This is a genomic window from Exiguobacterium sp. s21, from assembly GCF_018617975.1.
Lineage (GTDB): Bacteria > Bacillota > Bacilli > Exiguobacteriales > Exiguobacteriaceae > Exiguobacterium > Exiguobacterium mexicanum_A.
This window is the reverse complement of the sequence record NZ_JACSLF010000003.1, coordinates 180,425-203,924: the sequence shown is the minus strand read 5'-3', so window position 1 is coordinate 203,924 and position 23,500 is coordinate 180,425. Positions and strand designations below refer to the sequence as shown.

The 23,500-nt window shown below is 53.8% G+C and carries 31 protein-coding genes and 1 riboswitch; of the genes, 16 read left to right on the top strand and 15 right to left on the bottom strand.

Going from position 1 to position 23,500, the window contains the following annotated elements:
• Nucleotides 1-105: riboswitch (TPP riboswitch) on the top strand.
• An 82-nt stretch (nt 106-187) separates the two neighbouring features.
• From tenA to KNP06_RS05600, 9 genes are all read left to right on the top strand, one after another.
• The gene (gene tenA, locus KNP06_RS05635; protein ID WP_138858633.1) at nt 188-862 is read left to right on the top strand and encodes a thiaminase II; all 675 of its coding nucleotides are present in this window, start codon (nt 188-190) and stop codon (nt 860-862) included.
• Nucleotides 859-1,647 carry a hydroxyethylthiazole kinase gene (gene thiM / locus KNP06_RS05630; RefSeq protein WP_214753465.1) on the top strand — a complete coding sequence of 263 codons (789 nt, stop codon included), beginning with the start codon at nt 859-861 and terminating at the stop codon, nt 1,645-1,647. Before tenA ends, thiM begins: the two co-directional genes overlap by 4 nt.
• On the top strand, nt 1,647-2,483 hold the full coding sequence (thiD, locus tag KNP06_RS05625) for a bifunctional hydroxymethylpyrimidine kinase/phosphomethylpyrimidine kinase (protein WP_214788099.1): 837 nt from the start codon (nt 1,647-1,649) through the stop codon (nt 2,481-2,483). Before thiM ends, thiD begins: the two co-directional genes overlap by 1 nt.
• Nucleotides 2,455-3,093 (top strand): thiamine phosphate synthase, encoded by a 639-nt coding sequence (gene thiE / locus KNP06_RS05620; protein ID WP_214711226.1) that lies wholly within the window; start codon nt 2,455-2,457, stop codon nt 3,091-3,093. The genes thiD and thiE overlap by 29 nt, the downstream gene beginning before the upstream one ends.
• Before the next feature lie 23 nt (nt 3,094-3,116).
• The gene (locus KNP06_RS05615) at nt 3,117-3,749 is read left to right on the top strand and encodes an SDR family oxidoreductase (protein ID WP_214711227.1); all 633 of its coding nucleotides are present in this window, start codon (nt 3,117-3,119) and stop codon (nt 3,747-3,749) included.
• 200 nt (nt 3,750-3,949) lie between these two features.
• Nucleotides 3,950-4,408, top strand: coding sequence for a hypothetical protein (locus tag KNP06_RS15295; protein WP_251131552.1), 459 nt, complete (start codon nt 3,950-3,952; stop codon nt 4,406-4,408).
• Complete coding sequence (locus KNP06_RS15290; RefSeq protein ID WP_353048593.1) at nt 4,294-4,695, top strand: GGDEF domain-containing protein; 402 nt, start codon at nt 4,294-4,296, stop codon at nt 4,693-4,695. The genes KNP06_RS15295 and KNP06_RS15290 overlap by 115 nt, the downstream gene beginning before the upstream one ends.
• 45 nt (nt 4,696-4,740) lie before the next feature.
• The gene (locus KNP06_RS05605) at nt 4,741-5,190 is read left to right on the top strand and encodes an OsmC family protein (protein ID WP_021065934.1); all 450 of its coding nucleotides are present in this window, start codon (nt 4,741-4,743) and stop codon (nt 5,188-5,190) included.
• An 88-nt stretch (nt 5,191-5,278) separates the two neighbouring features.
• Nucleotides 5,279-5,716, top strand: coding sequence for a GNAT family N-acetyltransferase (locus KNP06_RS05600; protein ID WP_214788097.1), 438 nt, complete (start codon nt 5,279-5,281; stop codon nt 5,714-5,716).
• Here KNP06_RS05600 and KNP06_RS05595 read toward each other — a convergent pair whose 3' ends face one another.
• Entirely contained in the window at nt 5,717-6,163 is a 447-nt protein-coding gene (locus KNP06_RS05595) for a DUF4385 domain-containing protein (RefSeq protein WP_138858638.1), read from the bottom strand. It abuts the gene before it with no gap.
• Between the two features lie 67 nt (nt 6,164-6,230).
• Between KNP06_RS05595 and KNP06_RS05590 the strand changes: the two genes are divergently transcribed.
• Nucleotides 6,231-6,779, top strand: coding sequence for a GNAT family N-acetyltransferase (locus KNP06_RS05590; protein ID WP_214788094.1), 549 nt, complete (start codon nt 6,231-6,233; stop codon nt 6,777-6,779).
• A 41-nt stretch (nt 6,780-6,820) separates the two neighbouring features.
• On the opposite strand, the gene KNP06_RS05585 is transcribed toward KNP06_RS05590, so the two are convergent.
• On the bottom strand, nt 6,821-8,218 hold the full coding sequence (locus KNP06_RS05585) for a 6-phospho-beta-glucosidase (RefSeq protein ID WP_214788091.1): 1,398 nt from the start codon (nt 8,216-8,218) through the stop codon (nt 6,821-6,823).
• 203 nt (nt 8,219-8,421) lie between these two features.
• Between KNP06_RS05585 and KNP06_RS15285 the strand changes: the two genes are divergently transcribed.
• Entirely contained in the window at nt 8,422-8,763 is a 342-nt protein-coding gene (locus KNP06_RS15285; protein ID WP_251131551.1) for a MurR/RpiR family transcriptional regulator, read from the top strand.
• A complete protein-coding gene (locus KNP06_RS15280) occupies nt 8,764-9,291 on the top strand; it encodes a MurR/RpiR family transcriptional regulator (protein ID WP_251131550.1) in 528 nt (175 codons plus the stop codon). It abuts the gene before it with no gap.
• A gap of 30 nt (nt 9,292-9,321) precedes the next feature.
• On the opposite strand, the gene kynB is transcribed toward KNP06_RS15280, so the two are convergent.
• The 4 genes from kynB to KNP06_RS05560 all read right to left on the bottom strand — a co-directional run bounded on the left by kynB (nt 9,322) and on the right by KNP06_RS05560 (nt 13,724).
• A complete protein-coding gene (gene kynB, locus KNP06_RS05575; protein WP_214788088.1) occupies nt 9,322-9,945 on the bottom strand; it encodes an arylformamidase in 624 nt (207 codons plus the stop codon).
• Nucleotides 9,946-9,959: 14 nt separating this feature from the next.
• Nucleotides 9,960-10,799, bottom strand: a complete 840-nt coding sequence (gene kynA / locus KNP06_RS05570; RefSeq protein ID WP_214788085.1) for a tryptophan 2,3-dioxygenase — start codon at nt 10,797-10,799, stop codon at nt 9,960-9,962.
• A gap of 11 nt (nt 10,800-10,810) precedes the next feature.
• The gene (kynU, locus tag KNP06_RS05565) at nt 10,811-12,088 is read right to left on the bottom strand and encodes a kynureninase (protein WP_214788082.1); all 1,278 of its coding nucleotides are present in this window, start codon (nt 12,086-12,088) and stop codon (nt 10,811-10,813) included.
• A gap of 121 nt (nt 12,089-12,209) precedes the next feature.
• Nucleotides 12,210-13,724 carry a BCCT family transporter gene (locus KNP06_RS05560; RefSeq protein WP_214788079.1) on the bottom strand — a complete coding sequence of 505 codons (1,515 nt, stop codon included), beginning with the start codon at nt 13,722-13,724 and terminating at the stop codon, nt 12,210-12,212.
• Nucleotides 13,725-13,888: 164 nt separating this feature from the next.
• On the opposite strand from KNP06_RS05560, the gene KNP06_RS05555 reads away from it, so the two are divergent.
• Complete coding sequence (locus KNP06_RS05555) at nt 13,889-14,743, top strand: HAD family hydrolase (RefSeq protein WP_214788076.1); 855 nt, start codon at nt 13,889-13,891, stop codon at nt 14,741-14,743.
• Nucleotides 14,744-15,310: 567 nt separating this feature from the next.
• Here the strand turns inward: KNP06_RS05555 and KNP06_RS05550 are convergent.
• Complete coding sequence (locus KNP06_RS05550; RefSeq protein WP_214764451.1) at nt 15,311-15,643, bottom strand: hypothetical protein; 333 nt, start codon at nt 15,641-15,643, stop codon at nt 15,311-15,313.
• A 98-nt stretch (nt 15,644-15,741) separates the two neighbouring features.
• On the opposite strand from KNP06_RS05550, the gene KNP06_RS05545 reads away from it, so the two are divergent.
• Nucleotides 15,742-15,903, top strand: a complete 162-nt coding sequence (locus KNP06_RS05545; protein ID WP_034779568.1) for a hypothetical protein — start codon at nt 15,742-15,744, stop codon at nt 15,901-15,903.
• A gap of 15 nt (nt 15,904-15,918) precedes the next feature.
• Here KNP06_RS05545 and abc-f read toward each other — a convergent pair whose 3' ends face one another.
• The gene (gene abc-f, locus KNP06_RS05540; protein ID WP_214788073.1) at nt 15,919-17,757 is read right to left on the bottom strand and encodes a ribosomal protection-like ABC-F family protein; all 1,839 of its coding nucleotides are present in this window, start codon (nt 17,755-17,757) and stop codon (nt 15,919-15,921) included.
• A 326-nt stretch (nt 17,758-18,083) separates the two neighbouring features.
• On the opposite strand from abc-f, the gene KNP06_RS05535 reads away from it, so the two are divergent.
• A complete protein-coding gene (locus KNP06_RS05535; protein WP_214788070.1) occupies nt 18,084-19,001 on the top strand; it encodes a DMT family transporter in 918 nt (305 codons plus the stop codon).
• 37 nt (nt 19,002-19,038) lie between these two features.
• Here KNP06_RS05535 and KNP06_RS05530 read toward each other — a convergent pair whose 3' ends face one another.
• The 5 genes from KNP06_RS05530 to KNP06_RS05510 form a co-directional block, all read right to left on the bottom strand.
• The gene (locus KNP06_RS05530; protein WP_138858649.1) at nt 19,039-19,224 is read right to left on the bottom strand and encodes a hypothetical protein; all 186 of its coding nucleotides are present in this window, start codon (nt 19,222-19,224) and stop codon (nt 19,039-19,041) included.
• A 14-nt stretch (nt 19,225-19,238) separates the two neighbouring features.
• Complete coding sequence (locus tag KNP06_RS05525) at nt 19,239-20,150, bottom strand: Gfo/Idh/MocA family protein (RefSeq protein ID WP_214788067.1); 912 nt, start codon at nt 20,148-20,150, stop codon at nt 19,239-19,241.
• A gap of 84 nt (nt 20,151-20,234) precedes the next feature.
• Entirely contained in the window at nt 20,235-20,948 is a 714-nt protein-coding gene (locus KNP06_RS05520; RefSeq protein WP_214788064.1) for an anti-sigma factor, read from the bottom strand.
• The gene (locus tag KNP06_RS05515; protein ID WP_214788061.1) at nt 20,945-21,505 is read right to left on the bottom strand and encodes an RNA polymerase sigma factor; all 561 of its coding nucleotides are present in this window, start codon (nt 21,503-21,505) and stop codon (nt 20,945-20,947) included. Before KNP06_RS05515 ends, KNP06_RS05520 begins: the two co-directional genes overlap by 4 nt.
• 115 nt (nt 21,506-21,620) lie before the next feature.
• Nucleotides 21,621-21,872, bottom strand: coding sequence for a hypothetical protein (locus KNP06_RS05510; RefSeq protein ID WP_214711245.1), 252 nt, complete (start codon nt 21,870-21,872; stop codon nt 21,621-21,623).
• Between the two features lie 62 nt (nt 21,873-21,934).
• Here KNP06_RS05510 and KNP06_RS05505 point away from each other — a divergent pair, with 62 nt between their 5' ends.
• Nucleotides 21,935-22,723 carry an HAD family hydrolase gene (locus KNP06_RS05505; RefSeq protein WP_214788058.1) on the top strand — a complete coding sequence of 263 codons (789 nt, stop codon included), beginning with the start codon at nt 21,935-21,937 and terminating at the stop codon, nt 22,721-22,723.
• 6 nt (nt 22,724-22,729) lie between these two features.
• Here the strand turns inward: KNP06_RS05505 and KNP06_RS05500 are convergent, their stop codons facing one another.
• Together KNP06_RS05500 and KNP06_RS05495 are read right to left on the bottom strand one after the other, a co-directional pair.
• Complete coding sequence (locus tag KNP06_RS05500) at nt 22,730-23,002, bottom strand: hypothetical protein (protein ID WP_214711247.1); 273 nt, start codon at nt 23,000-23,002, stop codon at nt 22,730-22,732.
• A gap of 164 nt (nt 23,003-23,166) precedes the next feature.
• Nucleotides 23,167-23,382, bottom strand: coding sequence for a hypothetical protein (locus KNP06_RS05495; protein WP_235420224.1), 216 nt, complete (start codon nt 23,380-23,382; stop codon nt 23,167-23,169).
• Nucleotides 23,383-23,500: the final 118 nt, after the last annotated feature.

Here is a 23,500-nt window from a genome sequence, read left to right as displayed (position 1 = left end):
GTTTACCACTAGGGGAGTCGCGTGACGCGGCTGAGATGGACGAGGTCCAGACCCTTTGAACCTGATCTAGTTCACGCTAGCGTAGGGAAGTGGGCGAACCGATTGTTCTCGTACACTTTGTGTAAATCCGACGCCGCTTCCGTTATGGGAGGCGGCGTCTTTTTTTATCACAAAGGAGGAGACAAGAATGACATTCACCGCACATCTTCGACAAGAGGCCGATGCCTTGTTTCAAGCCAGCTTTGACCATCCGTTCGTCCGCGAGCTCGGAACGGGTGAACTCGACGAGGCGAAATTTCGGCATTACGTCATGCAAGACTCATATTATTTGAACCAGTTCTCCAAAGTGCAGGCGAAAGGCGCGACCCTCGCCCCGAACATGGAAGTAGCGAGCCGCTTTTTGACGCATGCGCTTCATACGATTGAAGCGGAGCATGCGTTGCACCGTGAGTTTTTCACCTTGCTCGACGTGACGGAGGCAGAGTGGGCAACGTTTGAGCCCGCTCCAACGGCTTACGCCTATGCGCTCCATATGCAACAGGCCGGTCCGACGCTCGGCGACGTGCTCGCGTCGATTTTGCCGTGCTACTGGGTCTATTATGAGATTGGGGAACGAATGAAAGATGCCACACCCGATCATCCGATCTATGCGACGTGGATTGCGACGTACGGTTCGGAATGGTTCCGCGATCTCGTCGAGGAACAGCTTGAACGGCTCGACGTGCTCGCCGGACAAGCGACAGCGGAAGAACGGGTCCGGTATCAACAGCTGTTCTTGAAGAGTTGTTATTATGAACATGCGTTTTGGGAAATGGCGTGGACGCTCGAATCGTGGGATTTACCGGCGGGGGTGACACGATGAAGCGCGACTTATGGGACAAAGTCAGAGCCGAACGGCCACTCATCCATAACATTACGAATATCGTCGTCGCTAACTTTTCGGCGAACGGGTTGCTCGCCATCGGCGCTGCGCCGGTGATGGCGTCAGCCGTCGAAGAAGTCGCGGACATGGCGTCTGCGAGCGATGCGCTCGTACTCAATATCGGCACACTCGATGCGACGACGGAACGTACGATGATTCGAGCCGGACAGGCGGCGAATGAATCGAGCCGGCCGGTCGTCTTCGATCCGGTCGGTGTCGGGGCGACCGCGTTTCGACGTGACGTCGCTACATCCATTTTGCAACACGTCCGCGTGACGGTCATCCGAGGCAATGCCGGAGAAATCGCGACATTGATTGGTCTCGACGCGGCGGCGCGCGGCGTGGACGCTGGGGAAACGCGGGTTGATTTGAATCACATCGCGCGCGCGGCGGCACGACGCTACAACTGTGTCGTTGCCGTGACCGGAGAGACGGATGTCGTCAGCGACGGGGACGCGACGATTGAAATCAAAGGCGGCACCGCAGCGATGGCCCGGACGACAGGGACCGGTTGTTTACTCAGTGCGGTCGTCGGTGCGTTCCTTGCGGTCGAATCCGACGCGTTGACGGCCACGGCGACAGCGCTCGCCGGATATGCCCGGTGCGGCGAACTGGCTACCGCTTTGGCGGACGGACCGGGCGACTTCCCCGTTCATTTCTTGAATGAACTCGGCAAGATGACGGCCGTCGAGTTGCCGAGCGACCGTATTGAGGTGGTGTCATGATGCGGCCGCAAGTATTGACGATTGCCGGTTCGGACTCTGGCGGGGGAGCGGGAATCCAAGCTGATTTGAAGACGTTTCAAGAGCTCGGCGTGTTCGGGACGAGCGTTCTGACGGCCGTCACCGCTCAAAACACTCGTGGGGTGCATGGGGTCGAAGCAGTGTCGCCGAAACTCATCACGCAACAACTCGATGCAATCGGTTCGGACTTTTCGATCGCAGCATGTAAGACCGGGATGTTATTTGATGCGGCGCGCATCGAGGCGGTCGCTACCGGGGTGAAACGTCATGTCTTCAACCGACTCGTCGTCGACCCGGTCATGATTGCGAAAGGAGGGGCCCCGCTTTTACAGGACACGGCGATCGATGCGCTCAAGACCTCCTTGTTGCCACTCGCGACAGTCGTCACGCCGAACGTGCCGGAAGCGGAAGTGCTGACCGGTTTGACGATTCGATCGTTTAATGATCGTCTCGAGGCGGCTCGGCGGATGTTAGCGTACGGTGTGCGCGCGGTTATTTTAAAAGGCGGCCATCTCGAAGGTGAAACTGCCGAAGACTTGATCATGACGGAGTCGGAAGTGTTCCTCCTCTCGGCCCCGCGCATCCAGACGAGCGATACACACGGAACAGGTTGTACATTTTCGGCGGCGCTTACAGCGGAACTTGCCAAAGGTCGTTCCATCATGGAGGCGGCGGTGACGGCGAAGCGGTTCATTCAAAGCGCCATCACCCATGGCCTCGAGATCGGCGCCGGACACGGACCGACGAACCATTGGGCATATGTGGCGTATGGAGAGGAGGGCGTGACGATTGAATCCATCAAGGCGGGCACTCGCTGAACAGTTACGGCTTTACTTCGTATGCGGGACACCGAACACGAAAGACATACTCCAGACGGTCGAAACGGCGCTCCGATGTGGCGTGACATGTTTCCAATTTCGCGAAAAAGGTAAAGAGGCACTGTATGGGGATAAAAAAGAAGCGATGGCGAGAGCGTTGCAAACACTTTGTCGTTCGTATGACGTCGCGTTCATCATCAATGACGACGTCGACTTGGCAGAGCGCATCAATGCGGATGGCGTGCATATCGGGCAAGACGACGCCGATGCCGCACGCGTTCGCGAACGAATCGGTCCGGGCAAATGGCTCGGTGTCTCCGTCCATACGCTCGAAGAAGCGGCTGCGGCGATCGACTATGCGGATTACGTCGGCATCGGTCCGGTCTACCCGACGAACTCGAAAGCAGACGCCGGGGCAGTCAATGGGACGGTGCTCATTCGCCAAGTTCGAGCCATGTATCGAGAGCTGCCAATCGTGGGGATTGGTGGCATTTTACCGGAACATGTCCCGATGATTCGGCAAGACGGGGCGGACGGCGTCGCCGTCATCTCAGCCATCGCTTCTGCACCGGATGTGGCCATGGCCACACGGCGTTTCGCTTGTCTCTGAATTCAAATCGAGGAGGAAGACAGATGAACGTATTTGTAATTGGCGCGAATGGACAGATTGGGAAACAGCTCGTCGAACGATTGCACGAGGAAGGGAAGCATCAAGTCACGGCGATGGTGCGGAAACAAGACCAACTCGACGACTTTACATCGAAAGGCTATCAGGCCGTCCTAGGCGACCTCGAAGGTGACGTGTCGTCACTTGAACAGGCGATGTCTGGCATGGACGTGATCGTGTTCGCGGCCGGTTCGGGTGGTAGCACTGGAGCCGACAAGACGTTGTTGATCGACCTGGACGGCGCGGCGAAAAGTATCGAGGCTGCCAAGAACGGGAATGTTAAACAGTTCGTCATGGTCAGCGCCATGAAGGCGGAAGATCGTTCGGCATGGCCGGAAGAGATGAAACCATACTATGTCGCGAAGCATCATGCGGATCGTCTGCTCGAGGAGAGCGGGCTTACGTATACGATCGTCCGTCCGGGCGCTCTCACAGATGACGCCGGTACCGGCAAAGTGAAGACGGGCGACGTATCGACTGGTGAGATTCCGCGTGCAGACGTGGCGGCCTTCTTGGCACATCTCATTGGTCGTGACGCAGCCCACAATCAAGCGATTGACCTCGTCAAAGGTGACACGGCGATTGAGGACACATTATAAACGAGATGACGACAGCGAGCGGACTTGGTTCCGCTCGCTTTTTGTATGGATGTGTCCGTGAACTCGACAAAGGATTCGCTTCGACCGATAGAGAAAGTAAGAGATGGATTTGTTAGAAGAAAGGGGTCTATCCATGACCGCATTATTTCTCTATATGGCCGTTTACTTGCTTCCGGCTTTTCTATTGAGTCACCTTGCTCTTGACGTATTGGTTCGGTAACGCCGGAATTTTGATTTTCGTCTGTTCGGTCCACTTCATTGTCAAAGTGACGGGCGTCGGGGCGAAGTTACCGAGATGGATTTATCCGTATGCCATTTATTTGCCGCTCGTCCCGGTCGCGTTGACGTTCATCCGTCAAGAGAACATCTTGAACAGTCAGCGTTTCGACCAAGTCGGTGTCTGGATTTATCCTGAGTTCAACGCGTCTTATTTGACGACGATGACCGTCGGTAACGTGTTTCATTTTCTTGTGATCCTATTATTGATGTATGCCCTTAAGCGGTCCGAGCGCTTCGAGCATCATCGTGTCCTGCGCTTGTCGTCATCGACCTCGACGGCTTTAAAGGAATCAACGACACGTACGGCCACCAAGTCGGCGATGATTTTCTCATTCATCTCGGTGAGTTGCTTGAGATGGCGACGCCGGAAGCGGGACTAGCCTCGCGCGTCGGCGGGGATGAGTTCTATATTTATGTGCCGAACGTCGATGCAGATGACATCGTTGCGTTCGTCGAGCGCTTGCAGTTGCTGCTGACGGAGCGGCCGTTCCGGCTCGGACGGGAAACGATTCCGATTCGAGCGAGCATCGGGGTCAGTGTCGCACCGGATCAAGGGGCGGACTTGGACACGCTCATTCATAAAGCTGATCAAGCGATGTATCAAATCAAGCAACACGGTAAAAACGACTATGCGATTTATGACGAAGTGTTACATGGACCGAAATAACGGGAACGAGAATGAAGATGGCAATTTGATAGAGGAGGAGACAATATGACTGAAAAACCGTTAGTAACGATGCGAGCCGAAGGGGAAGCGACGAGTGTGAAGACGACGGTGCATGTGCGTGACCTCGAACCGTTCGTCGTCGATGAACCGGAACGTCTCGGCGGGACGGACGCCGGTCCGAACCCGCTCGAATATTTGCTCGGGGCATTGTCGTCGTGTACGACAATCATGATTGCCTACGTGGCGCAAGACCAAGATTTCAACTACGACGGGGTGACGTTCGTGACCGAAGGAACGCTCGACCCGCGCGGCTTCCAAGGCGTTGAAGGAGTACGGACGTATTTTGAGAAAGTACACGTCAACATCGTCCTCGATACGACCGAATCGGATGAACGGATTGCGGCGCTCCAGAAAGGCGTCGAAGCTCGTTGTCCGATCCATAATTTGATGCATGCGGCCGACGTCGACATCACGGCGACGTGGACACGGAAGTGAGGATGGGGCGACCCATCCTTTTTTTGATGTAGACAGGAATGTTTGCCGACGAGCACGAACAAAAAGAGACGTGAGAAAGGAGGTTGTCATGGATATTCGCCCGATGACACAGCAAGACGCCCGCGCGATTCAAGCGTGGACGTACGAGGCACCGTATGATTTCTATAACCAAGAAGCTTCAGCGGAAGGGCTGGATGAACTGATGGCGTATCAGGCCGTCCATGACGAGGCGTTGATCGGTTTCTATTGTCTCGGCACGTATGCACAAGTGCCGAACGATACATACGTCTACGATGACACATGCGTCGACCTCGGGCTCGGCATGCATCCGGATCGAACGGGACGGGGGCACGGGCGTACGTTCGTCCGGTTGGTGATGCAAGAAGCAGCGCACGAAGGCAAACCGCTCCGGTTGACGGTGGCCGCGTTCAATAAGCGGGCCATCCATCTCTATGAGCAGCTCGGGTTTCGACAGGTCACTTCGTTTGAAAAAGGGGCGACCCGTTTTCTCGTCATGACCCGATAATCAGCCGTACTGTTTCTGATGGGCTTTCTTTCGCTTCAAATAGTCTTCATCTGCCCGAAGCTGGTCCCATCGCTCTTTGAAGATGCGGGCCGATTCCGCTTTCTCCTCGTCGATTTGTCGGTCGTGGAGATCGCCGTCGTCCTTATATTTTCGTCCGCCTTTATAGTTGGCGTAACGTCTCGCCCGGGTATAGCCCATCTGGATGAATTTGCGGGCCATATCCATTCCGACGAAATCATCGTTGGCCCGGTATTTTTCGAACAGCTCCATGATCTCATCGGCGGACTGTTTGGCGATGTCTGGCGTCTTGAAGCGCCAATGGGGGAGAATCTCACTTTTATATGGTTCGACGAGCAGGACGCCTTGTTCGCCGCGTCCGACTCGATACAGCTCGGGGTGTTCGCGGAAATCAATCGTTTCAAAATCTAAATCATAATCAAATGGCATCGTCATCCCTCCTTATGGATTCATTCCCGGAACGAATCCGAGGGAAACGACAGAAAGGAAGAACAAGATGATTCAACTTGATACAGACCGGCTCCGGTTGCGGGCGTTTCAGCTCGAGGACGCTGAACAGATGTTTCGATACGCGCAAGACGAGCGGGTAGGACCGAAAGCGGGATGGGCGCCGCACCAGTCGGTCGAGGAGACGCGTGACGTCATCCGACTGTTCCAACAAGACCAAGACGTCTGGGCCATCACACTGAAAAAGACAGGTGAGTTGATCGGCAGCCTCGGGTTGCACGACCGCCGACCGGACCCTGAGATTCAGCATGACCGGCAGCGCGAGATCGGGTATGTTCTCAGCCCGGACCATTGGGGGCAAGGGTACATCCCGGAGGCCGTCCACGAAGTGATGCGGCACGGTTTTGACGACCTCGGACTTCAACGCATTTGGTGCGGTCATTTCGACTTCAACGACCAGTCGCGCCGCGTCGTCGAGAAGACAGGCTTCACGTACGCGTTCACGACGTCTCAGCAGTTGACGCGCTTGGATGGGCGCACTGTGCAGAGCCTCATTTACGTCGTGACGAAAGAGGAGTACGAACGTGTTAAAGCGTGAATAAAAGCCAGCGCGTCGCAAATCGACACGCTGGCTTTTATTTATGCGTGCTCGACAGGTTGGAGCGCTTGAATGACTTCGTCTTTGATCGTGACGCCGTTCGCTTCAAGTTCAGCGATTTTATCGGCGAACTGCGGCAAGTAATCTTTATGGGCGATGAGCAGTTCATCGAGCACCCGTTTCGCGGTCTCGCCGCTCGGGATAAGCGGATTGATGATGAACGCTTGAAGGGCGAGCCCATAGTCACCGGTCACGGCCGCTTCTTCGACGCACAGCTCCATGTTCTTCATAACTTGGAGCCATCCTTTTTCAGCCGGGGCGAGCGTGCCGAACGCGATTGGTTTCGCACCGGTCGCACCGATATAGGTGGACACTTCGACGACGTCGTCCGGGGCGAGGTCAGGGACGGCCCCGTTGTTCTTCGTCGAGACGACGATATGTGTGTTCTTATTGGCGTAAATCGAGGCGATCGTCTCACACGCCGCGTCCGAATAGTGGGCGCCACCGCGTTTAGATAGTTGCTCCGGTTTATGGTCGAGGTTCGGGTCTTTGTACAGCTCGAATAGCTCCGCTTCCGTCTGCTTCACTTGCTCGGCCCGCGTGCCGACGGGCGGGTCCCGATATTCCTCGAGCATGTGGGCGAGCATTTCCTCGGCACGATAGTAATACCGGTGATAGCCGCAAGGAATCATGTTCATCTGTTGCAGTTGTTCTTGGAAGAACGGCATGTCGTGAATATTGGCGGGAATCCCCGAATCGCCGTCATACATCTTGTCGATGATGTCGCGTGTCACGTCTTGTCCACTCACGTCGTGGACGCGGTGCCAGTGGAAATGGTTCAACCCGGCAAACGAATAGATCAAGTCCTCTGGCTTCTTGCCGATCAGCTCAGGTTCAGCCATCATCGCATTGACCGGCACGTTGCACAGGCCGATGACTTTGTCCCATTTGCCGTAACGGATGACCGCATCGGTCACCATTCCGCTCGGGTTCGTGAAGTTGACGAGCCAGGCGTCCGGACAGAGCTGCTTCATGTCTTCGACGATATCGAGGATGACAGGAATGGTACGGAACGCCTTCAAGATACCGCCGGCCCCGTTCGTCTCTTGACCGACCATACCGTATGAGAGCGGAATCCGTTCGTCTTTGATGCGGGCGTCGAGCAAACCGACACGGAACTGTGTCGTGACGAAGTCGGCGTCTTGTAACGCTTCTCGACGGTCGAGCGTCAGATGCACTTTAACGTCATACGGAGAAGCGTCCCACATCCGTTGCGCCATCTGTCCGACAATGTCGAGTTTGTCTTTCCCGGCCTCGATATCGACGAGCCAAATCTCACGAATCGGTAACTCTTCGTAACGCTTGATGAACCCCTCCATCAATTCTGGTGTGTAGCTGCTGCCGCCCCCGATGGTGACGAGCTTGATTCCCGTTTTCATTCCAATCTCCTCCTCATATGTTCACAAAATAGTCTCAGATGTGTAAATGAATATCAGCGCTGAATGTATCTTCTCATTTCTCATTCAGTATAAAATATAGAAAAATGAACACAATAGATTTACAGACAACTCCGAAAGCGTTTACAAAAAGAAACATATAGACATTTATTTTTGTGAATTCAATTCACGAGAGGAGGCCGGGCATGCTATTGACCGAGAAAATGAAACAAGACCTGTTCTCGAAATTGGAACGGGCCGTCATCGACTATTTGTTCGCCGAACGGGAGCGAATCCATGACAAGACGATGAAACAAATCGCCGAGGCGACGTATACGCACCCGTCGATGTTAAGTCGCATCGCCATGAAACTGGAGTTCACGGGTTGGATCGAATTGAAGGAACAGTTTTTGGAGGAAATTGAGTATTTGAATCGTCACTTCTCGGATATCGATGCCAATGAGCCATTCTCACCCAAGGACAACTTGATGGTTGTGGCGAACAAGCTGGCGGCGCTCAAGCAGATGACGATCGAGGATACGTTGTAGTTGCTCGATCACGAGGCATACGAGCAGGCCGTAACGATGTTGAGTGAAGCGCGCCATATCAAGGTCTTTTCTGTCATCCATAATTTGTTGCTTTGTCACGACTTCAAGTCAAAGATGAACCGGATCGGCAAACAAGTCAGCCTCTGTGAATTCGATGCCGAATTCGAGGCGGCCAACTCGGACGAAACGACATGTGCGCTCCTGATCTCCTATACGGGAGAAAGTGATTATACGGTCGGACTCATTCCTTACTTAAAAAAACAACGTGTGCCGGTGCTCGCCTTGACGAGTCTAGGGGAGAATGCCATCTCGAACCAGGCGGATTGTACGCTCCGTTTGACGACCCGTGAGCGCCTCTATTCGAAAATCGGAAGCTTCACGACGAACGATTCGATTCATTGTCTGCTCGACCTGTTGTACGCTGGTGTGTTCTCGACAGACTATGAGGCGAACATGGCTTACAAAGTGCAAATCTCGAAACGGTTCGACCATCGTAAAAGTTCGAGTGAGGTCATGCAGGAAGACTGAAAACACCCCTTCGAGCGAAGGGGTGTTTGTTTAATCGAGCGAACGCAAGAGCGCGCGCACCGGACTGCCGTCTCCTTTGACGATCGGGAGCGGCACGGCGTTCAATTCGTAATCACCAGGGGCGATATGGTCGAGGACGAGTCCTTCGAGAATGTGGACCCCGTTGCGGGCGAGTGCATGATGCGCCGCCATCTCTTTACTGTCGATCGCGTCGACCGACGGCAAATCGAGACCGATCAAGTAAATCCCAAGTTCGCCGAGACGATCGGCAAGTGACGGCGTGAGTTCAGGGATATGGCTCGGGAACTCCTGCTTGTTCGGCCAGCCGTCCGTCTTTAAAATCAACCGTTCGACGCCGGTCAAGTCAAAGCCGTCCAAGTCCGTTGCTTCGATCCGTTCGCGGGCAGGGAGATGAATGACTCGGGCCGGACCGATATAGAGCCCGGGATCAAGGTCGATGACGCGCTGTCCGGCGTCCTCGAAATGGAACGGGGCATCAATATGTGTTCCAGTATGCAGGCTCATCGTCACTTTCCCGACGTTGACCGAACCGCTATCGGCCATCGGCCACGCGATCTCGTAACGGAACGCCGTGTCGCCTGGCCATGTCGTAATCGTGTCTTCGAGCGGTTGCGAAACATCAATCCATGTCATCGTGTTCGTCCTCCTTACAGTTTTGTCCGGACAGTCCAAAGTTCAGGGAAGAAACGGTGGTCGAGGACGCGGCGCAAGTAATTGACGCCTGACGATCCACCCGTCCCCATCTTTTGACCGATAATCCGTTCGACGGTGCTCATATGGTTGAAGCGCCACATCTGCTGCTGGCTGCCGATATCTAGCAGTTTCTCTCCGAGCTCATACAAGTCCCAGTACTTGTCCACGTCCCGGTACACCTCGGCCCAAGCCGCTTCGACGCTCTCGTTCCAGTCCCAGTCCTTCGTGACGTCCCGGTTGAGCACGGCGTCATCGATGGCAAGGCCACGGCGGTGCATTTCGTGGACAGTCATATCATAGATGCTCGGTGCCTGTAGCGACGCATCGAGAAGGGGGTACAGTTTCTCGTCATGGGCGTAGACGCTGAGCGTGCGCGCGTTTTTAAAGCCGAGCGCGAACTCGATTTGGCGATTTTGGTACGATTGGAAACCAGAAGACGAACCGAGTTTGTCGCGGAACTCCAAATATTCAGCCGGAGTCAATGTCGCGAGCACGCTCCACGACTGGATGAGCTGTTGTTGAATCTTCGAGACACGGGCAAGCATCTTGAACGAACGCTCGAGCTCTCCTGTCTCGATGGCGGTCACGGCCGCCGTCAGTTCATGCAAAATCAATTTCATCCACAGCTCACTCGTCTGATGGATGATGATGAACAGCATCTCGTCATGATGGTCCGATAAGCGGTGCTGACTCGATAAAATCGGGTCGAGTTGCAAATAGTCACCGTACGACATGTCTTTCGAAAAGTCTGTCTGAATCGATTGCTCGACTTTGTGTTCAATCCGTTCACTCATATTGTTTCTCCTTAGGCCACGACTTCGCGGACGTTCTCGAACGCCTCGTATTCTTTGTTTTCCATAATTGTCTGTAACGTCATCACGACATCATACACATCGGTGAACGTGTTGTAAAGCGCGACCGGTGCGAGGCGGATGATGTTCGGGGCCCGGAAGTCCGGGATGACGCGATGCTGTTTGAGCGCTTTACAAATGCGGGCCGCCTCAGGGTGTTCGAGACTCAAATGGGCACCACGTTGTGTCTCGTTGCGCGGACTGCCGATAACGAAGCCGTATGGTGCGAGCACTTCGTCAATCAGTGCGGTCATATACGTCGTCAAGGCGAGCGATTTCTCGCGGATGGCGTCCATCCCGATCTCATTGAACATCTCGAGGGCACCAAGTTGCGGGGCCAGGCTCAAGACGTGCGGCGTCCCGATTTGGAACGCACCGGCGTCATCGGCCGGCGTCATCGTATGATCCATGTCGAACTGTTTATCTTTGCGTGAACCGAACCAACCGGCAAGACCAGGCGTCGTCCCGAAGTGACGCTCGTGAACGAATAGACCGCCGACGCTGCCAGGTCCGCCATTCAAATGCTTATAGTTGCACCAGTAGGCAAAGTCGACACCCCAGTCGTGGAATGCGTGTGGGATGGCGCCGACCGAATGGCAGGCGTCCAAGCCGATCAAGATATCCCGTTCATGCGCCGCCTTGGCGAGACGGGCCATATCGAGGATTTGTCCGCTGCGATAGAGGACGGTCGGCAAGACGATCAAGGCGATGTCGTCTGTCATCGCTGCGATGATGTCTTCTTCCTTCAAATAGCGTCCGTCCGGGCTCGAGACTTGGACCAAATGTTCACTCGGGTCGAGTCCACGGAGCTCGAGTTGACTCTTCAAAGCGTAAATATCAGATGGGAAGGTGAGTGTGTCGGCTAAAATTTTCGTCCGCTTGCCTTCCGGTTTAAAGAATGAGGCGACAAGTTGGTGCAAGTTGACCGTCGTCGACCCGGTGACCATCACTTCTTCGGCTTTTGCTCCGACGAGCGGGGCGTTAAGTGCGGCCAATTGTTCTGACAAGTTGAACCATGGGTGGCGTCCCGACATCCAGCCATCGATTCCGAGCTCTTTCCAATCGTTCAGTGATTCGAGTAACGTCCGTTCGGCCCGTTTCGATAACAGGCCGAGTGAGTTACCGTCCATATAAATGCCGTCTTGCGGCAAATAAAATTCTCCCCGGAATGGTGCGAGCGAGTCGCTGGCGTCGCGTGTTTCCGCATACGCCCGTGTGAAATCTTGAGCCATATCATTTCCCCCTTTGACTTGCGTGTCATGCTGACAAAAGCGTAGCAATCGCCTTTGCACGTGTCAATATGGAGGGACGCATCCCCAAAAGAAAAGGCCACCTTTGAGGCGACCCCAATTCCTATTTGATTTTACGGACATTTTCTTTGCGTAATAGACTGAACAGCGTGTACACCATCAGAATCAAGATGACGGTGAACGGGAGGGCAGAGATGAGTGAAGCGGTCTGCAATCCCTCGAGCCCGCTCGCGATCAATAGAACGGCGGCGATTCCGCCGAGCAAAATGCCCCAAACGATTCGGACAGTGAGCGGTGGATTCAAACTACCATTCGTCGTCATACTGCTGATGATGTACGTCGCCGAATCGGCTGACGTGATCAAGAAAGTAAGAATCAACAGAATCGACAAGACGGATAAAACAAAACTGAACGGCAATTCGGCGAACGTGACGAACAAAGCACTCGTCACATCGGCATCGACCGCTTGCGCAATCGATGTTCCTTCGAATAAGTCGAGGTGAAGGGCCGTTCCGCCGAACACGGCAATCCACAAGAGCGCGATGAACGGTGGCACGATGAGCACCCCGACGATAAACTCACGAATCGTTCGGCCACGTGAGACGCGGGCGACGAATGCACCGACGAACGGCGACCAAGCGATGGCCCATGCCCAGTAGAAGATGGTCCAATCACGCACCCACGTCCCTTGCTGGTACGGCTGCAAACGAAGACTGTAGCGGATAAAGTTCTGTAAATAATCCCCTAACCCGAGCGTGAACGTCTCTAAAATAAAGATGGTCGGGCCGGCAAAGAACACGAATACCATCAATACGAGCGCGGTCCCGAGGTTGATATTACTGAGCCATTTGATGCCGCGGTCGAGACCGGTCGTCGTCGAAGTCAAAAACAAGACGGTCAAAACAACGATAATCAATACTTGGACGAGCGCTGTGTTCGGCAACCCGAAGACACTGTTCAAACCACCGTTGATTTGGAGCACACCGAGACCGAGTGACGTGGCGACACCCATGACGGTCGCGATGACGGCTAAAATATCAATCGTTTGATTGAGCGGCTGTTTATAAGCCCGGTCTTTAATGAGCGGAGACAGACTCGTCGAAATAAGCCCGTCCGCATTTCGGCGGAACTGGAAATACGCGATAATCAAGCCGACGATGGCGAAGACGGACCATTGGCTGACGCCCCAATGGAAGAAGGAATATGCCATGGCCAATCGAGCTCCTTCGACGGTCAGCTCGGTCGTATCCGCATACGGAGGGGTGATGAAATGGCTCATCGGTTCGGCAACGCCCCAAAAGACAAGTCCGACCCCGAAACCAGCGGAGAACAGCATCCCGATCCAAGTAAAGAACGGGTATTGCGGACGGTCCTGGTCCGTCCCGAGCCGAATCTTCCCGTATTTACTGAACGCGAGGAAGACGAGGAAGACGACGAACAAGAAGACGGCGAGTAAGTAAAACCAACCAAACGAGCGGGTCGTGAAGTTGAAGATGTTCCCGGCAATCGTCGCGAAAAACGTCGGACGAATCGCACCAAACAGGACGAGGAGAGCGATGAGACTCGCCGAAATGTAGAACACGCGATTCAAGCGTGGCTTTTCAGGTGAAGTGTTCATGAGGACTCCTTTCCAAACGCACAAATTATTATTTAGGACTAATAAATATTTCCCTATTTGCGTGAAAGGAAAACGCCTATATGCCAGAATGGTGTTTTCTTTGCGTTGAGATGAATGAATTCGGGGAATGGAATGATGAGACGCGTTTGAAAGGAGATTGGAATATGAAATTGATTGCCATCGATTTAGACGGGACGTTATTGTCTCGAACTGGTATCATCACAGAAACGAACCAAGACGCAATCCGGCGTCGCCAAGCCGAGGGAGATTTGGTCGCCATCTCTTCGGGCCGATCGATTCACGATATCGAAGAGTTGCTGCGACGGAGCAGATTGACTTGTCCAATCTTGTCCGGGAACGGGGCAATCGCTTTCTATGAGAACGAACGCATTTATTACCACGCGCTCCCGAAAGACGTCGTACAGGAGTTGTGGGATGTGGCCCATGAGCAAGGAGCGTATGTCGAATTTTATACGAATGCCGGGGTGAAAGTACTCCGTTCGGGTACCGATTTACTGAAGGGCGAGTTGGATGAGGTGTTGCCACACGACCAATCGTTCTCACAGGAATGGGGCGAGCGGGAGATTGAGATTCAAAACGAACAGTTCGGGCTGACATATGTTGATGCGATCGAGGACATCGACTTTGAGGCCGACGAAGTGTACAAAGTCTTTGTCTATTCGTTCGATCGGCGCAAACTGCACGAGCTCCGGAAACTGTATGAGCCTCGGACCGACATTTTGATCACGACGGCAGGCTGGACAAAAATCGAGATCGGTCATCCGAATGCGAGCAAAGGGATGGCCTTGACGCAGTTGGCAGAGCATCACGGTATTCCCCAAGCGGATATTGTGGCCATCGGGGACAATTTGAACGACATCTCGATGTTCGAAGTGGCGGAAACGAGGATTGCGATGGGGAACGCCGTCGATCCGTTGAAAGACATCAGCACCCATATCACGAAGGATGTCGAGGACGATGGCGTCGCCTATGCGCTCGACCATTATATCGACGACTAAATTTTGGAGAAATGGTGAACACGGATTCGATGTCACGTAAAACGGTTAATGTATTAGTGTATTAGTGTAGTCATTATTCAACGTGTTGAGCTGAAAGAGGGCAACGGATGAAACGAAGATTCAATCGTTGTTTGACTGAGGCCGGCTCGGTGAAACGAGAGACAAGTTGGTTGAAAGACCGGCGGACTAGGTGATCTCCTGATTCAAACTGTCGTCCACCTGACCTCGTGCGAGAGGTGAGGGGCAGACAAAAAGGATATGTGGGAGGCAAAACGTCTAGGAAGTTCGGTGTTTCAAAACAGGTGGGCATGATGAGGTTCAAGATGGATTTCAACCTTATTACGTCGAAACGCAGTCATGGCCGTTTTGGAGGCAATGTCTCTGTGCAGGGTCAGATTGATGTTCAGACGAACGAACGCTCCGAAATCACGTTCTGAACCGCGTCCATTTTCTAGCACGTATCGATTGATTGCATGGGACGGTCGGCTGGGAACTTTCTCGGTCGGATGAAAGTCCGCTCTACTAGAATCGCTCACCGTTAAGCGCCACGATACGTGGCGCTTTTTCTTATGGGGCGAACGTGGCGACCCGGTCCGGTTGTTTGCCATCTGCTCGTTCAAACTTCACACGATGGCCGTCTGCGGCCTGTTCGACCTGAAACGTGTAAGCGGCGTCGGGTTCGTCTTCGAACGTCACATCATAGACGTAGCCGCTTAAGGAAAGGGTACCGTCAATCGAATAGGTTTCCGCCGAAATGTTATAATGAGTCGCAAGGTACTGCTCCAAAGCCCGCTCGCGTTCTTTAATTTCGGTCGAGTAGCGGACGTAGAGGAACGTAGCGGCCGTGATGGTGACGACGAGGGTGAATCGGAGAATCGTCTCCCAGTTTCGTTTTGGCATGAGCACGTCCCCTTTCCATATCTGTAAAATAAGAATTTCAAAATATTTTACGAAAAATTCTGACAAATTACAAGAAAAAATTGTAGAGGAGTGACGACATGCCGAAAATATATTGGCTCGGGACGTTCGTGAGCGGATTGATCCTCATGATGATGGGGGAAACGGGTGCTGTCCCACGTATCGTGCCCTATTTTTTGATGGCGCTCGGCGTGACGGGCTTTCTTGTCCAAGCTTGGTTCGAACAAAAACGACGCCGCTAAAGGCGTCGTTTTTGATTAAATCGATTCGAGCAACTGGTTCAACAACATGTCGATGTCTGCTTGGAGCGCATCGGCTTGTTGCTGCAACGTCATTAATTCTTCTAAATTGTTCGTCTCATTCATCCGGTGCAGGAGTGCTTGATGTGATGCTTCGAGCTCGGTCAGGCGAGCTTCATCAACTGAGGTGTCGCGAGTCGTTTCTTGCTTCGGTTTCACGAGTTTCGGTTTAGGAACGACGACCTCTGCGTTCATTTCATGTTGCCGTTTTTCGAGCGCATACGACACGTTTCCCTGGAAATGTGTCGCTGTCCCATCAAGCCAATACGTAATCGGGAACAGCTTGTTCAAGAAGTAGCGATCGTGTGAGACGGCGACGAGCGTGCCGGTAAAGCGGTCGAGTGCGTCTTCGAGTGCCTCACGCGCTTCGATGTCGAGATGGTTCGTCGGTTCGTCTAACACGAGCACGTTGATGTCCTCGTGCATGAGGATGGCGAGCATGAGCCGCATCTTCTCACCGCCGCTCAAATCTTTGACCGGTTTGAAGACGCTCGCGCCATAGAAGAGGAACTGGGCCAGCAATTGACGGGCCTTCCCTTCATCGACAGCGATGCGGTCACGGAACGCCTCGATGAGCCGATGGGAGTCATCAAAGTCGATGTGTTGGGACAAGTAGCCGATTTGGGCCCGTTCCGCTCGTCGCACCTCGCCTGTCGCCGGTTCGAGGTGACCGAGCAACACTTTCAACAGGGTCGACTTGCCGCTCCCATTTGGGCCGACGATGGCGATGCGTTCGCCATGACCGGCGTAGAACGAGACGTGTTCGAAGACGGTCCGGTCGTAAGTGACCGTCACGTCGGTCGCCTCGAACACATCGCGTCCGGTCCGCCCCTGAGCTGTGAACTGAATGTCCGGTTGAACGGCCTCGAGTCGTGGTTTTTTGATCGTCTCGATGCGGGCGAGCGCTTTCTCCATCGATTTGGCGCGCCGATAAAACTTCTCGTTCGGTGGATTGCCTTCGTTCGCCCACTGTCTTAGCTGTCGAATCGTTTCCTTCATCTTCTTGATTTTCTTTTGTTGCTCCGTATAGGCATGGAATTGATCGAGCAACTTCTTTTCTTTTTGGGCGACGAACGCGCTGTAGTTGCCATCAAAACTAGCCAACTCCCCGTCCTCACATTCGACGATGCGTGTGGCGACGGCGTCGAGAAACACGCGGTCGTGTGAGACGAGGAGAAGCGTGGACGGACTGTCACGCAGGAATGACTCGAGCCAAGTCATCGCTTCTAAATCGAGATGGTTCGTCGGTTCGTCGAGGATGAGCAGTTCCGGCTCTTGGAGCAACGCCAAGGCGAGCCCGACTTTGGTCCGTTCTCCGCCGCTGAGTGTGTCGAATGGGCGGTCGACGAAACTTGTGAGCCGTAATCCATCGATCATCGCATTCACTTTCGAATCGATGGCATAGCCGCCGCCGTTCTCATAGCGCATCTGCAGGGCGCCGTACGTCTCGAGGAGTGAGTCGATGTCGTCACTTGAGATCATCTGTTCCTCGAGTCGTCGCATCTCGTCACCGAGTCTCGTCAACTCGGCGAACGCGGTATAGAGTACGTCTCGCCCTGATTTACCGGGATGGGCAGGAATCTGGGCCAAATAGCCAATCGTCAGCCGTTGTTTTCGATAGATCGTCCCTTCGTCGGGCGAATCGGCGCCGACGATGAGGTGTAGGAGTGTCGTCTTGCCGCTCCCGTTCCGTCCGACGAGCCCGATTCGCTCGCCTGCGTTTACCTGAAGATTGGCATCGATTAAGACGGCGTGGCCGCCGAATTGTTTTTGAATATGTTGTAATTCGATTAACATAGATGGTTCCTCCTAAAGTAGAGGCCTATCAAAAAAACCGAGCGCAAAGAAGCGCTCGGCAAGAAAGAGAGGCGCTTTGTCGTATTTCAGCAATGTCTAAAAAAGGACAGACGGGTCCTGTGGTTACGCGACATCGTGAAAAATCGCACGCAAAATGTACAAATGTTCTGTTGACCAGTGCGTACGTCCGACAAAGTTCACCTTTCTCCCTCCTTTCAATCATCATTAGAGTTATTGTAAGCGATTTCGGTCAGTTCGACAACTAGAGAGACAGGAATTTCAGGAAACGGTGTCGTATTGTTTAGGCATCAGAAAGGAGAGACGCTATGCGCAAGGAATGGCTCGGTGCTATCAGTTTAACGCTCGCCGCCAGCATTTGGGGCGGGATGTACGTCGTCAGTAAGTATGCGCTCGGCTATATCGAACCGTTCACGCTCATCTGGATACGTTACGCCGTCGCGTTTGTCGTCCTGTTCGCGATGTGGTGGGCGTTCGGGCGCGAGCAAATCGGTCGACGCGACTGGAAATGGATTGCGCTCGTCGGCGTCATCGGATACGTTGCCTCGATTTCGTTTCAGTTCATTGGCACGAAACTCTCAGATGCCCATACCGGATCGCTTGTGACGGCGGCGACGCCGGCGTTCATGGTAATCTTCGCCCGATTGATCTTGAAAGAGCGGCTCACACCTGTCAAAATCGGGTCACTTCTGTTGGCGACGCTCGGGGTCATCATTGTCGTCGGCTGGCATGTCGAAGGTACGTATTTCATCGGTAGCCTCGTCTTGGTCGGTGCCGCCATCACGTGGGCGCTCATGTCCATCTATGTGAAAATCGCTTCCGAGACGATGTCGTCGTTAACGATCACGACGTTCGCTATCGGCATCGCCTTCGTATTGATGACGCCGCTCATGGGAATGGAAGTGGCCTCATCCGGTTTACCGGATATGACCACGGTGTTGTGGCTCAGCGTGTTATACGTTGGCATCATTTCGACGGCCGGGGCGTTCTTCTTTTGGAACAAAGGAATCGAACTCATGGATGCGAGCGTCGGGTCGCTGTTTTTCTTCTTCCAACCGCTCGTCGGGGGTTACCTCGGCTGGCTCGTCCTCGACGAACGGCTCGACCGCAACTTCTTCATCGGTGCCGCCTGCATCATCACGGCCGTCACTTGGTCGACACTCGCCGAACGACGGCAAAAACGGATAAGTGACACAAGACTCACCTCAGAACGGCATATCCTATAAGTGAAGACGGTCGACCCGATAAGGGCCGGCCGTCTTTTCAAAATCCGTGATGATCGAGTTTGTCTTCGTCGCGCTTCATTTCGAGCTCGAGCCGCTGGATGGCGAGCTTTTCTTGTTCGACTTTGAGTCGAAGTTCCTCGACACGAACCTTTTGCCTCTTGTTGAAGCTGTCCGCGGCGATGGACACGACGACGATAATCATAATGTAGAAAAAGAAATCCATTTATTTTCCTCCTCTTAGCGTGAGTTGAACAAATCTGTCACCATCTGTTGTGTGAGGAGCGCCTCACGACCGTCCGTCATGATGGCCGTATCGTCGGTCAACGCCGAGATGAAGTGGTCGATCGCTCCTTGAAAGCCTCGTTGAGTCAGGAGCGTGTCCCATGACCCGAACGTCTTCGTCGAATGGGCGCCGTTCTCGAAGCGCTGAAGCGTCACCATCTCATCGACCGTCACGCGAAGTCCGTCCCGGATGGCGCTCAGCCCTTCATGATTGGTCCCAGCCTTGCGGTGCATCGATGTCGTGTGCAGTCCGTATTCGTCTTGCCAGACGTGGCGGGCGAAATGAAGCCCGTTCGCTGTGGTCTTCTCCAAATGCCCTGTGACCAGACGCAACTCGCTTCCGGTGAGATACCGGAGCGTGTCGACGACGTGTAAATAATCGTCGAGCAATGTGAACTGATAGTCGTGGCCGCGCAATCCGTCCCCGCGATGCTTGACGAAGTCGAGCGTGTGGAATGGGGCTGCTTCTTTCACGTGCTGATACATCGGGGCGAAGCGGCGATTGAAGCCAACCATGAGCTTCCGGTTCGTCTGCTCGGCCAGCTCGACGAGACGTTCCGCCTGTTCGATTGTCGCAGCGAGTGGTTTATCGACATACACATCGACACCGTTTGCGAGCAGATAAGAGACGACGTCGAAATGCGTCTCGGTCGAACTGTGGACGAACGCCGCGTCGACGGACGCCGCGAGCTCGGGAAGTCCTGTGAACGACTCCATCCGATGGGCCCGACAAATCGCGTTGCGTTTGGCGACGGTCGGGGAATAGGCACCGATCAGTTCGAACGATGTGCTGTTCGTTAAAATCGGTAAGTACGCTTTCTGAGCGATGCCGCCGAGACCGACGACACCAATTTTAGGCTGACGCATATGTACCACCCCTTTTCTATCATCATAACGAAAAAAGAACCGAATGACACGTACGCGTGGTGCGTCAAGTCATTCGGTCCTTGCTTATAGGCTGGCACTGAGCACGATGTCGCCCTCGGGTGCCGTGTTGCCCCGTTCGGGTTCTTTCGTGACAGCGACGGTATCCCAGTCCGTCTCCGACTCGGTCGAATCGAGTGTATAGATGACGGTCCCGTTGCCTTTAGCATCCGTCACGAACGCCCCGGTCGGAATCGGGGAGTCGTCTTTTATGAGCCAAACTTGATATACCTCGTTCGCTTCGAGCGCATCGAGTCCCTTCGTCTGGACGATGAGCTGGCGCTGGCCGTCCTGTTCGGCCAGATAAGCCACGCCTTCTGAGTCGCCTTCGAGCGGGACGGTCTCGGTCAAGGCGATGCCGCTCGGGTCATCTTGGTTCAAGAGCAGATAGCCGTTCCCGATCAAAGAGAGCACGAGTGCGGCTGCGAGAGCGAGCGCTCCCCATGGCGTCTTCTGATTTTTCTTCGATGCCGTGAATGGGGTGACCGGGGTCGGTTCGTCTGGTTTCGACGCTGTCTCCGTATCGTCTTCTGCGAACACGTTGTCGAGGATGCGTGCCTTCATCCCGCTCGGCGGTTCAGCCGGTTCAGAGAGGAACGCGACGCCGCCGACGAGGGCCTCGAGTTGTTCGAGCTCTTCTTGACACGTTTGACATGTCGCGAGATGCGCTTCAAACCGGATGCGTTCGTCTTCCGTCAAATGCTGGTTGAAATAATCGATCAATTGGTCACAAGCGTTCATCGTTCCACCTCCTTATCGATCAAATCATGGGATAGATGCCTTCGTAACTGTTTCAACGCTAATCGAATCCTTCCTTTTACGGTACCGAGCGGAATATCGCACGCATCGGCGATCTTTTGTTGGCTGAGCCCTTGGAAATACATGAGACGGACGACTTGTTGTTGCTCGACCGGAAGCTCGGCCATCGCCGTCTCGATTTGCGTTCGCTCTTCTTGCCATTCGACCTCGGTCTCGACGGACGGGGCCGGGGACGGGATGGCTTCAGCGTAAGACTCGTCTAGTTGTAGGTCAGGTTTTCGTTTGCGAATCAAGTCGATCGTGACGTGACGGCTCATCGTGAACAGCCACGATTTGAATTTTCCTTTTGAGTCATCATATACGCCGCCGCCGCGCCACAGCTTGATGAATACTTCCTGCATCGCTTCTTCGGCGAGGTCGCGGTCTTTCGTCAACTGCATGACAAAGGCATACAGGATTCGTTCGTAGCGATCATAAAGTGCCTCGAGCGCTTGTTTGTCTTTTTGCCTGACGCGCTCGTACAGTTCAATATCAGTCATGGCTGTCTCCTTTATCCATAAGGGAATCCCTTGTATTGATCTAACGGATGAAACCGTGAAATGGATGCCTATTTGAGGTGACTATTTTGTGAACGGTCGTTATGTAGTCCCGTGTTTAACGGGAGCATGTCGACGTCGCGTCGCCGAGGCGGCGGAAGAGTTTCAAATTCAAGGCGCTGAGCAGTCGATACGTCATAAAACTAATGAACGTCGCCGTGAGGAGCGTGACGAGAAGTGCGGGTCCGTTCGAGAGCCATTGTTGCCAAAATGAATATGTCCGTATGCCGAACAAAAAGGCGAAGACAAGTCCGAACCCGATCACGATTCCGCTATACTGACAGTAGTAGCGGCTTAAACGATTTTTCATGTTGCACGTCCTTTCTCCTTTTACTATACGAGAAGGGGTATGGCGACACAAGGAGGATGACGATGAAACGATTTACAAAGGAAGGACGGACGCTCATCTGTTTTGATTTCGACGAGACGTACTTCCCGCATGCTTGTTCCGCAAAGCAGTTGGAGCACTTGCGGCAACTCGAAGATTTTCTCGATCATCATTCACATCGCTTATCGACGATGTGGGTGACGGGGAGTTCGCTCGAGACGATTATGGAGAAAGTGAAGCGGGCCGAGATGCGTTACTTCCCACATCGAATCGCGGCGAGTCTCGGGACAGAGCTGTATCAAGTGACGGCGTCCGGACAACTGGAGCTTGATCCCGGTTATTCGTCACGGTTTCCCGATGATTTTTCAGACCGCGTCACCCAAGTCGTCGACAGGCTAGAGCGAACACTCACGATTGAACCACAGACGAATCTTGGCACAAGCGGCTGGATGCACAATTATTATTACTTCGGCAAGAGCGAGGATGAGCTCGAGCATATTCGTTCGAGCGCCCATGACTTCGGGATTGCGGTCAACGTCAGTCGTTGTAACCCGCTCGCCGGGGATCCGGCAGACGCCTACGATATTGATTTCATCCCACGAGGGGCGGGGAAAGTCGCTGCAGTCGACTACGTGTGCGACCGATATACGTTTCAAACCGAGCACGCCTACGCGTTCGGGGACAGTGGGAACGATTTAGGAATGTTGGGGTATGTCGGTAACGGCTATGTGCTTGGCAACGGGACGGAAGAAGCCAAACGAGAACACGGTCGTGTCACCGAGGGCATGTATGCGGATGGGATTCTAGAAGTGTTGCATCGAGCGATGCGATAGACGAACTCAAGCGCTGGCGACTAGACGTAGCGCTGCGGTCTCCACCCGCTCGAACAAATGCGTTCTCAGCCGATGGGTCGTCAAATCGAGCGGCAGACGATGCTTCCAAAGCTCGGTGAACACCTCGAATAGGACGGCCTCGGCCCAGTCGGCTCGCGTCGTCAAGCGGAGGGTGAGCGAATATAAGATGCGCTCATAGCGGTCGTACAGCAGTTCGAGCGCGGAAGTGTCGCGGTTTAACAATCGTGCGTATAAATCGTGATCGGATATGAATGACATGGTGAACTCCTTTAGGAATGAGACTATCTCGGGTTAAGTTGCGGGAAAATGACGGAACCTTCTTATTTCACTTATAAGGTGAGCGTAAACGGTTACTTGCTGATTCGAGCACATTCAAAAAACACCCGAGGTCCGCGTCTAGCGGCCAGGCGGGTGTTTTTGGGTTAAAACGACGTATAACAGTGAGGGCATGTCTGGGTGTTCCCACCGGACCGTTTGAACGTTTTCTTACAGTTCGGACACGTGACGGTCTCGGTGTCTTGGCCGAACAGGCTGCCGCGGTTGAATAAGACATTTCGCAAATTTGGCAAGGCTTTGGCGGCATAAATCATGGAGATGAATAGGACGATGGCCAAAACGGCCAACATGACATATGTCATAACGGGCATACTCCTTTCGCAAAAGATTCATTTCTTCTAGCATACGGCAAATCGCTCAAACGCACACCTCTAGACTGGAATTACGAACAAATGTTCGATATAATAAAGGTAACAAAAG

Bases quoted from the DNA above. Each gene is read 5' to 3' on its own strand.
- KNP06_RS05585 (WP_214788091.1), bottom strand. From the start codon at position 8,218: ATGAAAACGGGAATCAAGCTCGTCACCATCGGGGGCGGCAGCAGCTAC.
- KNP06_RS05520 (WP_214788064.1), bottom strand. From the start codon at position 20,948: ATGAACGCTTGTGACCAATTGATCGATTATTTCAACCAGCATTTGACG.
- KNP06_RS05535 (WP_214788070.1), top strand. From the start codon at position 18,084: ATGCGCAAGGAATGGCTCGGTGCTATCAGTTTAACGCTCGCCGCCAGC.
- KNP06_RS05505 (WP_214788058.1), top strand. From the start codon at position 21,935: ATGAAACGATTTACAAAGGAAGGACGGACGCTCATCTGTTTTGATTTC.
- KNP06_RS05510 (WP_214711245.1), bottom strand. From the start codon at position 21,872: ATGAAAAATCGTTTAAGCCGCTACTACTGTCAGTATAGCGGAATCGTG.
- KNP06_RS05615 (WP_214711227.1), top strand. From the start codon at position 3,117: ATGAACGTATTTGTAATTGGCGCGAATGGACAGATTGGGAAACAGCTC.
- KNP06_RS05595 (WP_138858638.1), bottom strand. From the start codon at position 6,163: ATGCCATTTGATTATGATTTAGATTTTGAAACGATTGATTTCCGCGAA.
- KNP06_RS05555 (WP_214788076.1), top strand. From the start codon at position 13,889: ATGAAATTGATTGCCATCGATTTAGACGGGACGTTATTGTCTCGAACT.
- kynA (WP_214788085.1), bottom strand. From the start codon at position 10,799: ATGAGTGAACGGATTGAACACAAAGTCGAGCAATCGATTCAGACAGAC.
- abc-f (WP_214788073.1), bottom strand. From the start codon at position 17,757: ATGTTAATCGAATTACAACATATTCAAAAACAATTCGGCGGCCACGCC.
- kynB (WP_214788088.1), bottom strand. From the start codon at position 9,945: ATGACATGGATTGATGTTTCGCAACCGCTCGAAGACACGATTACGACA.
- KNP06_RS05550 (WP_214764451.1), bottom strand. From the start codon at position 15,643: ATGCCAAAACGAAACTGGGAGACGATTCTCCGATTCACCCTCGTCGTC.
- thiM (WP_214753465.1), top strand. From the start codon at position 859: ATGAAGCGCGACTTATGGGACAAAGTCAGAGCCGAACGGCCACTCATC.
- KNP06_RS05605 (WP_021065934.1), top strand. From the start codon at position 4,741: ATGACTGAAAAACCGTTAGTAACGATGCGAGCCGAAGGGGAAGCGACG.
- KNP06_RS15285 (WP_251131551.1), top strand. From the start codon at position 8,422: ATGCTATTGACCGAGAAAATGAAACAAGACCTGTTCTCGAAATTGGAA.
- tenA (WP_138858633.1), top strand. From the start codon at position 188: ATGACATTCACCGCACATCTTCGACAAGAGGCCGATGCCTTGTTTCAA.
- KNP06_RS05560 (WP_214788079.1), bottom strand. From the start codon at position 13,724: ATGAACACTTCACCTGAAAAGCCACGCTTGAATCGCGTGTTCTACATT.
- KNP06_RS05590 (WP_214788094.1), top strand. From the start codon at position 6,231: ATGATTCAACTTGATACAGACCGGCTCCGGTTGCGGGCGTTTCAGCTC.
- KNP06_RS05515 (WP_214788061.1), bottom strand. From the start codon at position 21,505: ATGACTGATATTGAACTGTACGAGCGCGTCAGGCAAAAAGACAAACAA.
- KNP06_RS05495 (WP_235420224.1), bottom strand. From the start codon at position 23,382: ATGACATATGTCATGTTGGCCGTTTTGGCCATCGTCCTATTCATCTCC.
- KNP06_RS05600 (WP_214788097.1), top strand. From the start codon at position 5,279: ATGGATATTCGCCCGATGACACAGCAAGACGCCCGCGCGATTCAAGCG.
- KNP06_RS05545 (WP_034779568.1), top strand. From the start codon at position 15,742: ATGCCGAAAATATATTGGCTCGGGACGTTCGTGAGCGGATTGATCCTC.
- KNP06_RS05530 (WP_138858649.1), bottom strand. From the start codon at position 19,224: ATGGATTTCTTTTTCTACATTATGATTATCGTCGTCGTGTCCATCGCC.
- KNP06_RS05525 (WP_214788067.1), bottom strand. From the start codon at position 20,150: ATGCGTCAGCCTAAAATTGGTGTCGTCGGTCTCGGCGGCATCGCTCAG.
- thiD (WP_214788099.1), top strand. From the start codon at position 1,647: ATGCGGCCGCAAGTATTGACGATTGCCGGTTCGGACTCTGGCGGGGGA.
- kynU (WP_214788082.1), bottom strand. From the start codon at position 12,088: ATGGCTCAAGATTTCACACGGGCGTATGCGGAAACACGCGACGCCAGC.
- KNP06_RS05500 (WP_214711247.1), bottom strand. From the start codon at position 23,002: ATGTCATTCATATCCGATCACGATTTATACGCACGATTGTTAAACCGC.